Annotated in this window: 11 protein-coding genes; 10 read left to right on the top strand and 1 reads right to left on the bottom strand. The window is 39.1% G+C overall.

Annotated features, from left to right (window positions below; all coding sequences use genetic code 11):
• Window positions 1–3 precede the first annotated feature (3 nt).
• The 3 genes from CGC50_RS00855 (at window position 4) to pckA (ending at window position 4,408) form a co-directional block, all read left to right on the top strand.
• Window positions 4–1,995: a TonB-copper family protein gene (locus CGC50_RS00855; RefSeq protein WP_002670227.1), complete on the top strand. Its 1,992-nt coding sequence runs from the start codon at window positions 4–6 to the stop codon at window positions 1,993–1,995.
• A gap of 39 nt (window positions 1,996–2,034) precedes the next feature.
• Window positions 2,035–2,691, top strand: a complete 657-nt coding sequence (locus CGC50_RS00850) for an outer membrane beta-barrel protein (protein WP_002670264.1) — start codon at window positions 2,035–2,037, stop codon at window positions 2,689–2,691.
• Between the two features lie 142 nt (window positions 2,692–2,833).
• The gene (gene pckA / locus CGC50_RS00845; protein ID WP_095909307.1) at window positions 2,834–4,408 is read left to right on the top strand and encodes a phosphoenolpyruvate carboxykinase (ATP); all 1,575 of its coding nucleotides are present in this window, start codon (window positions 2,834–2,836) and stop codon (window positions 4,406–4,408) included.
• A 52-nt stretch (window positions 4,409–4,460) separates the two neighbouring features.
• Here pckA and CGC50_RS00840 read toward each other — a convergent pair whose 3' ends face one another.
• Window positions 4,461–4,826 carry a DUF488 domain-containing protein gene (locus CGC50_RS00840; RefSeq protein WP_002670214.1) on the bottom strand — a complete coding sequence of 122 codons (366 nt, stop codon included), beginning with the start codon at window positions 4,824–4,826 and terminating at the stop codon, window positions 4,461–4,463.
• Between the two features lie 127 nt (window positions 4,827–4,953).
• On the opposite strand from CGC50_RS00840, the gene CGC50_RS00835 reads away from it, so the two are divergent.
• From CGC50_RS00835 to CGC50_RS00805, 7 genes are all read left to right on the top strand, one after another.
• On the top strand, window positions 4,954–5,289 hold the full coding sequence (locus CGC50_RS00835) for a hypothetical protein (RefSeq protein WP_002670211.1): 336 nt from the start codon (window positions 4,954–4,956) through the stop codon (window positions 5,287–5,289).
• Window positions 5,290–5,376: 87 nt separating this feature from the next.
• Window positions 5,377–7,158 (top strand): MutS-related protein, encoded by a 1,782-nt coding sequence (locus tag CGC50_RS00830; RefSeq protein WP_002670315.1) that lies wholly within the window; start codon window positions 5,377–5,379, stop codon window positions 7,156–7,158.
• An 85-nt stretch (window positions 7,159–7,243) separates the two neighbouring features.
• Entirely contained in the window at window positions 7,244–9,040 is a 1,797-nt protein-coding gene (gene lepA / locus CGC50_RS00825) for a translation elongation factor 4 (RefSeq protein WP_002670296.1), read from the top strand.
• Window positions 9,041–9,056: 16 nt separating this feature from the next.
• On the top strand, window positions 9,057–11,021 hold the full coding sequence (locus CGC50_RS00820; RefSeq protein WP_095909306.1) for a DUF262 domain-containing protein: 1,965 nt from the start codon (window positions 9,057–9,059) through the stop codon (window positions 11,019–11,021).
• Window positions 11,022–11,096: 75 nt separating this feature from the next.
• Window positions 11,097–11,486 (top strand): hypothetical protein, encoded by a 390-nt coding sequence (locus CGC50_RS00815; RefSeq protein WP_095909305.1) that lies wholly within the window; start codon window positions 11,097–11,099, stop codon window positions 11,484–11,486.
• A 25-nt stretch (window positions 11,487–11,511) separates the two neighbouring features.
• The gene (locus tag CGC50_RS00810) at window positions 11,512–12,126 is read left to right on the top strand and encodes a phospholipase D-like domain-containing protein (protein WP_095909304.1); all 615 of its coding nucleotides are present in this window, start codon (window positions 11,512–11,514) and stop codon (window positions 12,124–12,126) included.
• A gap of 283 nt (window positions 12,127–12,409) precedes the next feature.
• Window positions 12,410–13,345: a phospholipase D-like domain-containing protein gene (locus CGC50_RS00805; RefSeq protein ID WP_095909303.1), complete on the top strand. Its 936-nt coding sequence runs from the start codon at window positions 12,410–12,412 to the stop codon at window positions 13,343–13,345.
• The last annotated feature ends 1 nt before the right edge of the window (window position 13,346 follow it).

Genomic DNA, 13,346 nt, shown 5'->3' with positions numbered 1-13,346 from the left:
ACAATGAAAAATACCATATATTATATACTTCCTCTCTTACCTCTTTCTTTCTATGGACAAACAAAGAGTAATGATAGTATCATCAAACTCAAGGAGGTAGTAGTTGCTGAGAAATTTCGCAAAAAACAAATCCAGTCGGAAGTAAAACTCTCTTGTACAGTGGACGAATACCTTTCCACTTCTGACAATATCAGTTTTATCAAGCGGGGGGCTTATGCCTGGGAACCTATGCTCAACAATATGAATACTGAGCGCTCCTCTGTCACTATTGATGGTATGCATGTATTTGGTGCATGTACGGACAAGATGGATCCAGTAACCTCTTATGTGGAGACCAACAACCTCTCCAAAGTGGATATACACTCCGGACAACAAGGAGGTATGCATGGGGCTACCATAGCCGGAGGTATAGACCTACAACGCAAGCGAGTAGCCTTCTCTGAGACTCCTGATTGGGGAGGAAGCACTCAGGTAGGCTTCCAGCACAACAATGCCCACCGATTTGCCTTGGCCGACCTATACTACTCCTCCCAAAGGTTCGTCGCTGATGGTACTGCCGCTTATCGCAAGGCTGAAAGCTATAAGGACGGACAAGGGGAGAAGGTTAAGCACTCTCAGTTTGAGAAGTACAATACCTCCTTAGGATTGGCTTACAAGACTTCAGAGCTTTCCGCCCTGAAGGCCGATGCCATCTTTGACGTAGCCAAGAATGTAGGCTACCCAGCCCTCCCTATGGATACTTGGCTGGCTCGTGCCTTGATTACCTCTCTTTCCTTCAAACAACTCTTCGAGGAAGGAATACTCAAGGTATGGGACACCAAAGCCTACTTCAATGCTATAGAACACTACATGGATGATACTACCCGCCCTGAAAACCTTGTACATATGGATATGCCAGGGTGGAGTACTACCTATGGGCTAACCTCCAAGATACTACTCAAGAAAAATAACTACACTGCTGATATTCAGCTCAATGGATACTCTAACTACTCCCTTGCGGAGATGACCATGTATCCCAAGGACCGAAGCAAGGTCAAGGGATTTGCCTTTACTTGGCCAGGGGTTACCACCAATTATGGAGGACTATCCCTCTCCAACCAATGGGAGCTGAGTGATAAGGAACAACTTACTCTGGGTGGAACCCTAGGGCTACACCACAACCATATAGAGTACTTGGATTTTATTCGTGTATTCAACCAGAATACAGCCGATTCTCCCCAAGAGAGAACCCGCTTTCTACCTAGCATGCACGCTTCTTACCAAGCAAAAGTAAACCCTCTGACCTTCTCTTTAGGAATGGGATATGGTCACAGAGCACCCTCCGTATCCGAGGCTTATGGTTACTATATTTATAACAGTTTTGACCGCTATGACTATATAGGCACCCCAAACCTAAAAAACGAAATTTCCTATGAACTCAATGGAAGTGTGAGCTTCGAGAACAATGCTCTTATTGCTGAGGTAAAAGCTAATTATTTTTATATAGAAAACTATATACTGGGAAAAATCCTTCGTGTAGCTTTCCCGATGAATGCTGCTTCGGTAGGGGTTAAAAAGTATGAGGCCTTGGAATATGCTAAGATATTCAATACCTCACTACACTTAAGTTATCACTTCTTAGACCATTACCGATGGAAGGGAAGTCTCAACTATGCCCAAGGTGTAGACCATCAGGGAGAAAATCTCCCCTTTATCCGTCCGTTGAGCTATCAGAGCTCTTTGCAATACCTCAGGGAACGCTTAGCCGTGACTTTTGCGGTCAATGGAGACTTTACCCAAACAGCCTATGCCCCCCAGTACGGAGAAGACCGTACCCCCGCCTATATAGTATATAACCTTTCAGCCAATTACCTTTTCCCTTTAGGAAAGAACAGTCTCAGATGGGAAGTAGGGGTCGAAAACCTATTGAATACCTATTATAGTACCTATGCCGATTGGGGGAATATCCCACGTATGGGACGCAATATTTTTACCAGTGTAAGCATCTCTTTTTAGTGAAAAATTGTATATTTGCCCCATTAAAAGCAACAACGTATGAAAAAATTATTGTTATTTTACGCTGCATTATTCTCATTATCAACAACCTATGGGCAGAGAGCTCATTTTGGAGTGCGAGCAGGTTTTACGGTTTCTGACCTTATTATTGATGGTAGGGGGTTCGATACCCACAATCGCTATTCCAATAGTAGTAGGGTAGAGTATGTAACGGATTACCTATATACAGGACATGTAGGCTTCTTGGTAGAGATACCTCTTGCCAAAAAATTCTACCTCGAACCAGGAGCTCAACTCACCTTTTTAGGTACCGAGTATAGGAATGTAAAGCGCTTCTATAGTAGAGATTCCGATTACTCTCGAGACTATTATTACGAAGGAGACAAGGTACACATTACCCAGCTGAACCTTCCTTTATGGTTCAAGTTCAATGCTGTAGCAGGCCTTCGTCCTAAAGTGGGGGCCTATGTGGGTTACTTGGCTTCCGTAAGAGAACGACGAAGAGGCACTTCCTCCAAAATAGAAGGTAGGTACCTGAATTCCGACTTTGATTTTGGCTTGGGAGCAGGAGTTGAATACCATTTCCGTACCGGATTTTTCTTGGATACCAATATCAATATAGGATTGGCAAACCTTTCCGCCAGAGGAGAAGTACAGAATATTTTCTTACAGACGGGAGTAGGGTATAAGTTTTAAAATAAGGCATTGAGGAAAAAAGATAAAATTTTTGTGTAAAATAGTTGTTTGTTACAGAAAAAAGTTGTACCTTTGTGGGACACAAAATCCCAACAAGTGGATTACTTTTTAACTGATTATTTTATAATTAAAAATTTTATCTATGAGTACAAAAAATCTTTCCGTAGAAAAATACGGGATTAAAGATGCTAATGTGCGCTACCAACTCACTGCAGATGAGTTACATGCTGAAACCCTTGCCAAAGGCTTAGGTAAAGAAGCTTCCTCAGGAGCTTTGGCTGTGAACACAGGTAAGTTCACAGGACGTTCTCCTCAAGACCGTTTTATTGTTGAAGACAGTATCACCAAAGATCGTGTATGGTGGGGAAAAATCAACATCCCTTTCTCATCTGAGAAGTTTGACGCATTGTATGAAAAAGTAGTAGCATTTCTCTCTAAAAAGGAAGTATACGTACATGATGGTTATGTATGTGCCGATCCTAAATACCGTACAAATGTACGTACAATTACAGAACTCCCTTGGAGTAACCTCTTCGCCAACAATATGTTTCTTCGTATAGATGACAGTGAGTTGGCTGGGTTCAAAGAAGATTGGTTAGTGATCAACGCTCCCAGCTTCTTGGCCAACCCTGAAGTAGATGGTACACGCCAAGGGAATTTTGCTATTCTGAACTTTACTCGTAAGATTGCGCTTATCGGAGGTACTGGATATACTGGAGAGATCAAAAAAGGAATCTTCTCGGCTATGAACTTTGAGCTTCCTGTATTCCGCAACACTATGCCTATGCACTGCTCTGCCAACGTAGGTAAAGATGGTGATACAGCTATTTTCTTTGGTCTTTCTGGAACAGGTAAGACTACCCTTTCTGCCGATCCTAACCGTCACCTTATCGGCGACGACGAACATGGTTGGACTCCTGAAAATACAGTATTCAACTTCGAGGGAGGTTGCTATGCCAAGGTAATTGACCTTACTGCCGAAAAAGAACCTGAAATCTTTGGAGCTATCAAAAAAGGCGCTATCCTCGAGAATGTAATTATGGATGATAAGGGAGTCGTGGATTTCTCTCGTACCGATATTACTGAGAACACCCGCGTATCCTATCCTATCTATCACATTGCCAATATCCAACCAGGCTCTATAGGACACAATCCTAAGAATATCTTCTTCCTTACCTTCGATGCTTATGGGGTATTACCTCCTATTTCTAAGCTTACACCTAACCAAGCTGCTTACCAATTCATCTCTGGATATACTTCTAAGGTAGCAGGTACTGAAGTAGGTATCACCACTCCACAGAAGACTTTCTCTGCTTGCTTTGGTGCTGCTTTCATGCCTTTGCACCCAGCTGAATATGGAAAAATGTTGGCTGCCAAAATCAAAGAATCTGGCGTGAATGTATGGCTTGTCAATACTGGATACAATGGAAAAATGAAACGTTGCAGCCTAAAAGATACCCGTGCTCTTATCACTGCAGCGCTCACAGGAGCTCTCAACCAAGTAGAATACAAAGAGCTTCCTATCTTCGGATTCCAAGTACCTCAATCTTGTGCTACTATATCTGATCAAGGTATTCTTAATCCTGAAAATACTTGGGATGACAAAGCTCAATTTGCAGCCAAATCCAAAGAATTGGCAGAAGCCTTCATCGAAAACTTCAAGAAGTTCGAAGCAGGTGCTGATGCTGAAGTACTCAAAGGTGCTCCCAAATTGTAATAGTTTGTTGCCTTAATATTAGATGTTAATTTGAGAGGCTAATTGTTTTTCTTCAGTTAGCCTCTTTTTTCTGTAGAGAACACTCTATAAATGTCTTGAGAATGGGGAGCTGGCAATAATTCACTTCCTTGCTCGCCGTAAGAAGTGTCACACAAGGATACTCCTTTACCTGTTGGAGAAAATCTGCTGCATGAGGATTTTTGGAAAGCTCATCAAGGTATTTCTTCGAGAAAGACTCAAAATTATTCTCAAGATGGAACTTCTTGCGCAACTCCTCAGAGGGAGCTATTTCCTTGTCCCATAGGTCTACCTGTAAGTCTTCTTTTTTGATGCCTCGAGGATAGAGCCTATCAACCAAGATACGAAAGCCATCAGCTTCTTCCTTTGGCTCATAGATACGTTTTAGCTTAATTTCCATAAGATAAAAATTTTAAGTATAGCAAAAATAAGATTATTTTCAATAATCACCAAAGAAAAAATGCAAAAAATACTTTTATATCATTATTTTTTTATACCTTTGCCCCATCATTAAAAAACAAACGCATATGAAACATTTGTTGATACTATTAGCTATGGCTATGGCTCCTGTGGCTATGAACGCTCAGGACAATAGCAAACAAGTACAGCCAGAGAAAGCAACTACCAAGGCTTGCTGCAGCAAAGATAAAAAAGAAGGTGCTGCTTGTCACAAAGATGGTAAAAATGATGAAAAAGTTTGTGACAAAGATAGCAAAGAAGCTAAGGCTTGCTGCAAAGACGGCAAAGGAGACAAGGCTTGCTGCAAAGAAGACAAAAAAGATGGTATGGCTTCTGACAGCGAGAAAAAAGAATGTAAAAAGACTGGTAAAAAAGGTTGCTGCTCTGCAAAGAAAGCTGCCTAATCTCTCTTTTATGCAAAAAACAAGAGCTATCCTATATGGGTAGCTTTTCTTTTATTGAATAACTATCTATAAACCAATATACTATAAATGATTTCTACTTATCAACAACTTTTACAAGAAGCTACCCTTACCCATAAGCAACTCTCAAGGAAAACCCAGATGATAGGCTCCTTACGCCTTATAGTTGCCGTGGTGCTTTTGGGAGCTATCTACTTTGCTTTTAGTGCTCAGAGGTGGATTATTGATCTTGTAATCTTGCTTTTGCTTGTTCTTTTCTTATATTTGGTCTCTTTGCACAAGAAAACCAATCTTTTGCGCCAAATAGCTCAGGCAAAAATTATCCTCAATGAAAAGGAGATAGCCTTCTTGGAAAAAAATGAGTTTTTCACCGCTGATGGAAAGGAATTTCAAGACGATTCCCATCCGTATTCTTATGATTTAGATATCTTTGGTTCCCATTCTCTCTATCAGTATATCAACCGCACTCATACTTTTCTGGGACGCCAAGTATTGGCTGATCATTTTCTAAATCCTAAGACTGATGATATTACTACTTTACAGAAAGCTATAGAAGAACTTTCCCAAGAGAAGCACCTTAGGTGGCGTCAGGAGTTTATGGCAACGACCTCACAGATAGAAGATACTCAAGACTTCTACCAACAGATGGAGCAATGGGCAAAAGAGCAGGAACACACCTTTCCCCGTGCCTTACCACCACTACTATGGGGGCTCTCTTTCCTTGCAATTCTTAGTGTAATAGTAGGATATGGCTGGGAGCAAGAGCTCTTCCAGATACTATTCAAGAGCTTGATAGTGGTCAATCTGTTAGTGTTCTTTTCCTTTGTTGGCAAAATGCAAAAGAGCAAACTTGGGTTTGAGAATACCTATCGCCTGTTGCATGCTTTCCAAAGGAGCATCACCCAAATAGAGCAAGCCTCTGGATTAGGTTCTTCTCGGTTTGTCTCCCTACAGAAACAGCTTTCAGCAGAACAATCTTCTGCCAGCAAGAGCATCTCTCGGCTCTCCCGCCTGTTGGACGACTTGGATAGTGTAGGCAATATATTGGTTTCTATCCCTCTGAATATCTTCACCTTCTATCACCTACACGCCTATAGAAAGCTCTTGGATTGGAAGCGAACCCATGCCCAACACATCACCCCTTGGCTTACTGTCATTGCTGAAATGGAGGTACTACACAGTTTTGCTACTTTTGCCTATAACAATCCTACCTTTGCCTATCCTTCGCTGAATGACCAGCAACTAATCTCCTTCGAAGGTTTAGGCCATCCACTGATTCCTGCTAAGGATCGTATTGACAATAGTATTTCCTTTGCTCCTCATCGCTTTGTGATCCTAACAGGCTCCAATATGTCCGGCAAGAGCACCTTCCTCAGAGCCTTAGGTGTGAATATGTTACTGGCAAGTATGGGACTACCCGTCTGTGCACAAAAAGCAACCATACACCCGATGCCGCTATTGGTATCCATGCGACTATCCGATTCACTAAGCGATGGTAAGTCATACTTCTTTGCCGAAATCAATCGTCTGCGTTCTATCATGGAAACTTTAGCTCAAGCTCCTTGTTTTGTACTTTTGGATGAACTGCTCCGCGGTACCAACTCCCAAGACAAGCAGTCTGGCACCTTCAAGATTATAGAGAAAATGGTCTTACTCAAGGCCATTGGTGTAATTGCTACCCATGACTTAGAGGTATGTGCCTTGAGTGAAAAATATCCAGAGGTACTGCAAAATAAGTGTTTCGAATCTCAGATAGTAGATGGAGAGCTCTATTTTGATTACACCCTCAAGGAAGGTATCTGCCAAAATAAAAATGCTACCTTCCTTATGGAAAAAATGGGCATCATCTGATGGAAAAATCCAAAAAAATATGTATCTTTGCCCCTTAATCAGTAGTCTGTACAAACTACTAATGACTAACAAGTAAAAAGAACGAATGAAAAATATACGTAATTTCTGCATTATTGCACATATCGACCACGGCAAGAGTACTTTAGCCGACCGTTTGCTCGACTTTACCCAAACCGTTTCCGAACGCGAAAAACAAGACCAATTGTTGGACAATATGGACTTGGAGCGTGAGCGTGGGATTACCATCAAGAGTCACGCTATCCAAATGGAATATATGTACAAAGGCGAGAAATATATCCTTAACCTTATTGATACCCCAGGTCACGTGGATTTCTCTTACGAGGTATCTCGCTCCATCGCTGCTTGTGAGGGGGCACTCCTGATCGTAGATGCTGCCCAAAGCATTCAGGCACAGACGATTTCTAACCTCTACTTGGCTCTGGAAAATAATCTCGAAATTATACCTGTACTCAACAAAATAGACCTGCCGAGCGCCAACCCCGAAGAGGTGAAAGACGACATAGTAGACCTTCTCGGTTGTTCGCCCGATGAGATTATCCCAGCCAGTGGAAAGACCGGCTTGGGCGTGGAGGCTATTTTGGAAGCGATTATTGAGCGTATTCCTGCGCCTACTGGCGACCCTAAGGCTCCCCTACAAGCCTTAATTTTCGACTCGGTGTACAACTCTTTCCGCGGGGTGGAAACCTACTTCCGTGTGATGAATGGAGAGATACGCAAAGGACAGAAAATCAAGTTCATGTCCAATGGCAAAACCTATGATGCCGACGAGGTGGGTACCCTCAAGCTCAACCAAGTCCCCAAGCCCGTGATCTCCACAGGCGATGTGGGTTACCTTATCACAGGTATCAAGGATGCACGCGAGGTAAAAGTAGGGGATACCATTACCTCGGCTGTAGATGGGTGTACTGAAGCTATTGACGGCTTTGAGAACGTAAAACCGATGGTTTTTGCTGGTATCTACCCCGTAGATACGGAAGATTATGAAGAGCTGCGCGCTTCCATGGAAAAGCTCCAACTGAATGATGCTTCGCTTGTCTTTACTCCTGAGAGTTCAGCTGCTTTGGGCTTTGGCTTCCGTTGCGGTTTCTTGGGTATGCTCCACTTAGAAATCGTACAAGAGCGCCTGGAGCGCGAGTTTGGTATGACCGTAATTACCACCGTGCCCAACGTAAGTTACCATGCCTTTACGAAGAAAGAACCCGAAAAACCGATCATCGTCAATAACCCTTCTGATCTACCTGATCCTTCGAAAATAGACCGAGTAGAGGAACCCTATATCAAGGCAAGTATCATCACCAAAGCCGATTTTGTGGGTCAAGTGATGTCGCTATGTATTGAAAAACGCGGGATCATCACCAACCAGCACTACCTGACCCCTGAGCGTGTAGAGCTGAACTTTGATATGCCTTTGGCCGAAATCGTATTCGACTTCTACGACCGACTAAAAACGGTGAGCAAAGGCTATGCTTCATTTGACTATTCGCCTATTGGGATGCGCGCTTCTAACCTTGTGAAGGTGGATATCCTTATCAACTCCCAATCGGTAGATGCACTCTCTGCCCTTATACACGCTGATAATGCTTATAATATAGGTAAGAAGATGTGCGAGAAACTCCGTGAACTGATCCCACGTCAGCAGTTTGACATTCCTATCCAAGCCGCTATTGGGGCTAAAATCATCTCGCGCGAGACTATTAAAGCGCTCCGTAAGGATGTTACTGCCAAGTGTTATGGAGGGGATATTTCCCGTAAGCGCAAGCTCTTAGAGAAGCAGAAAGCCGGCAAGAAACGTATGCGCCAAGTAGGTAACGTAGAGATACCACAGAGTGCGTTTATGGCGGTATTGAAGCTGAATGACTGATGAAAAATAAAGTATTATGGCAACTTGGAAACCCTATAGAATATCTGATATAGTTACAGAAATAGATGAAGAGAAGTTTGTACTTCCTGTTATTCAGCGTTCATTAGTTTGGACTGAAGAAAAGATTGAATTGCTCTATGATACTGTCTTAAAAGGAAACAGCTTTGGAGGAATAATGGTCATAGAAGAAGAAAAGGGAACAAGACCATTATTTAGCTATAGACCATTTACTAAGGATGGTAATTTTATAGAATCAAAGGAAGTAGAAAAACTCAGACAGCAACAATCTTTTGTCATTGATGGACAACAAAGATTACAATCTTTTTATATAGGCTTAAAAGGATCTATTAATGGCAAAGAACTATATTTCGATTTATTCAGTGATTATAACTCTCTATTTGAATTTAAGTTTGAAAAGAATGAAAAAGATTTACCTAAGACTTCAAAAGAGATAGAAGATAGAGTAATTACTAAATACTTTTGGTATCCTGCAAAAGAACTTTTGAGAATGTTAAAAGACACTGATGATGAAGAAATAGTTGCAGATGAGATTATTTTAAATAATGACATAGAAGAGAAAAATGAAAAAGATCATATAGGTAAAAATATAAAAGCTTTTTATAAGAATATTATTTCTTCTGAATCATTGGGAATTTCAAAAGTAACTATTAATAAAAAGTTACCAGAAATAGATAATCGTCAAAGAATTGTAGAACTATTTAGAAGATTGAATGATGGAGGAACAAAACTATCTTCATTTGATTTAGTGGCTTCTATTTTAAAAGGTTTTTCTTGGGAAATGGAAAGTTTTTTAAGAGAAATGCTTCAAGATAATGAAGACATAGGACTATCTCAGGAAAATTTGATTAAGTTAATATTCCTGCTACAAGATAATTATAATAAAGAAATGGCTTCTATTGAGGCTTCTGATGCTCAGTTTGCTATAGCTAATAAGGAAAGGATTAGAATTGTAATTAAAGCATTAAAAGATTTTCTCAAAAGAACTTATTTATATGACTATTACAAAGATGAGAATCGCTCATTTATTCCTCTATTTTTTATAGCTTATCATTTATTTCATAAAGATATTAGCAATAAAGAGGTGGAAAGATATTTTGATAATTATGACACTTCAAATGAAGATTTTCCTTTGATGAAAGATTGGATACTTCATTCATTACTTAATGGAGTTTTTCGCAGTAAAGGGGCTGGTTGGATACCTTATTCAACAGGAATTAGAAAAATACTTAATGTAGTAAAAGAGCATAAAAATAAATTATTTCCTACAGATAAACTATTTAGTATATACAGGGAGCATCCAATAATATTTACAAAAGATTACCTCATAGATAATGATTATGATAGATTAGAAGATTTGGATAAATCTCTCATTTTCTATTTAATATATGGAAAAATTATTCGGACAAGTGACGTAGACCATATAATGCCTAAAAATATTTTGCTTAAGAAAGGATATGATTTAGAAGAGATTAATAGTATAAAGAATTTTCAACTATTAGACTCACGAACAAATCAATTTGATAAAAATGGTAAATCTTTCTTTGATTGGGTTTCTAACCCGATATATGTTAAAGACTTGAATGGGTATTTAAAAATTCATTTAATTCCTTCAAATGAAGCTCTTTGGAAAGAAGAAAATTTTAGAGAATTTATAGAGGAAAGAAGAAAGTTAATTCTAAAAAAAATAAGAACTTTTTGTTCCAAAATAATACAATCTGTATTGTCATCTATTCCTGAAAAGAGAGATAGTGTCAAAAGTAATTATGAAAATTATAAAGAAAAAACAAAAGCAATATATCCCAATGCCTATGAGAAATGGACAGAAGAAGATGATAAAAAATTAGCTTCTCTCTATGCTGAAAAAAAATCTATTAAGGAATTGTGTGATATTTTTGGTAGAAATGAAGGAGGAATACAATCTCGAATTGAAAAATTGGGATTAGAAGGAAAATATAATTAACATATTTTATTGTAGGAAGGTCTTTTTACAACTATTGAATCATATTATAAAAACCATTTGTACAAACTACTCACTATGAAACAAAAACTCCGAAAGTTAGTACATAAGGACAAGGAATATTTGTATCGGGTAGATACTGTTTATAATAGAAAAGGGGATCATAACTCGCTACTTTTGGTGCGTATTTTCTTAAGTGGTGAGAAGAATACCCCCTTATGTGTTGATTTTATCACCGTTGAAGATGATTTTATGGGGCAACCCCTTAATGGAAATATCAAATTGCTCAACAAAATTACACTAACCGAGGATCTCATCAACCTCAATGAACCTAAATACATCCCCAAACTTATAGATTGGGCAGAAATAAAAGGTTGGACAGGTACTCAAAAAATAGCTGCCCTTAATGGATTGCTCTTTTTGCAATCATTGGGGTATGATACCCTCCCTATAGAAACTCAAAACTAAGAACTCAAAACTCAAAACTATACTTATGGACTTTTTAACAGGAAAACCGCTATCAGATACTATTTCGGATACCCTTTTCAAAGCTGAAAAGGAACTTATTATCATCTCTCCTTATATTCAGATAAGTAGTTATCTGAGAGAAAATATATTTAAACGGCATTTAAACAATCCTAAACTGCATATTATCATAGGTTTTAAAAGTTATAAGGATGATAATATATTTGGATTTAGGGGGAGTGGATTGGAGTATTTTTTGAATTTTCCTAACCTTACTTTGGTCTATATACCTCAACTTAACGCTAAATACTATGCTAATGAACGCCAATCAATTATTACTTCAATGAGTTTATCTAGTTATCCTATAGTAAATAGTATTGATTTAGGTGTATTTATTAATAAAAAATCTAATCTTATTGTTAAAGATAGTCTTTATGAGACATCTAAAAATACAATTATGGATATGATTGATAGTGGTTATACTGTTTTTGTAAAACGACCTAACTATGGCTCAAATTTTTTAGGCTTCGGAAAAAAATATATAGGTGATACTGTATATCTGAATCTGTTGGATGATGTGATAGCTAATAGAAATATCGAACTTATAAGATACTCTCTATTAACATCAGAAATCCTAAGGTAGCCTTTTATTTGCTTGATATAAAAAAATAAGATATCTTTGCTCTTATGAAAACATGGAATAACTAGAAAGTAAATGGTATGAAACAAAAATTCCACAAATTATACAATCAATCTCAACGAACCTAAATATATTCCCAAACTCATCGATTGGGCAGAAACAAAAGGTTGGACAGGCTCTCAAAAAATAACTCCCCTCAATGGATTGCTCTTTTTACAATCATTGGGGTATGATACCCTCCCTATAGAAACTCAAAACTAAGAACTCAAAACTCAAAACTATACTTATGGACTTTTTAACAGGAAAAACGCTATCGGATACTATTTACGATACTCTTTTTAAGGCGGAAAAAGAACTTATCATCATTTCACCTTATATTCAGCTGGGTGATTACCTCAAAGACAATATCTTTAAGCAACACCTCCATAACTCCAAACTGCATATACTCATTGGGTTTGGTAAAAACGAGCGCAACAAAGAGCGCAGTTTCAAAAGGGAGGAAATAGAATACTTTTTGAGCTTCCCGAATATTACTATTGTTTACATCCCCGAATTGCACGGCAAGTATTATGCTAACGAAAAACAATCGGTCATTACCTCGATGAACCTCATGGACTATTCCTTGGTAAACAATGTAGAGTTTGGTGTACTTGCCGAAAAAGCCCTCACCGACCTTGTGAACAAAAACAACTTCTTCGAGACTTCTAAAAATACCATTATGAGTGTGCTCGACAGTGGTTACACTATCTTTGCCAAACGCCCTAACTACAACAAGAAGTTTTTAGGTCTGGCAAAAGACTACGTAGGCTCTACTGTACATTTGGATTTAGTAGACGATATACTCTGCAACAGAGAGGTAAAGCCTATCCGTTACTCTTCTTTTGTGCCCGAAAACTATGTAAATGCGGAAAACAGACAACGTACAGAAAGAGAGCCTGCACCTGAAAAGGTAGTACAAGAGGAGGCTCCACAAGCTACAACACAAGAAACAGTACAACCTATTGCACAAGCGACCCCACAAGAGAAAAAAGGACATTGCATACGTTGTAATACCGAAATACCATTTAATCCTTTGATGCCTTTGTGTGAAAGTTGCTACCCTATATGGGCGAAGTATGGCAATCGTTTTTATGAAGAAAAGTACTGCCATTGTTGTGGTGAAGAGAAAAAAGTAACCGTAGCGACGCCTTTGTGTTATAGTTGCTATGCCAAACAATCATAAA

The organism is Capnocytophaga gingivalis, from assembly GCF_002302415.1.
GTDB classification, from domain to species: Bacteria; Bacteroidota; Bacteroidia; order Flavobacteriales; family Flavobacteriaceae; genus Capnocytophaga; species Capnocytophaga gingivalis.
The sequence above is the reverse complement of the archived record's forward strand: the minus strand, read 5'-3'. Positions and strand labels throughout refer to the sequence as shown.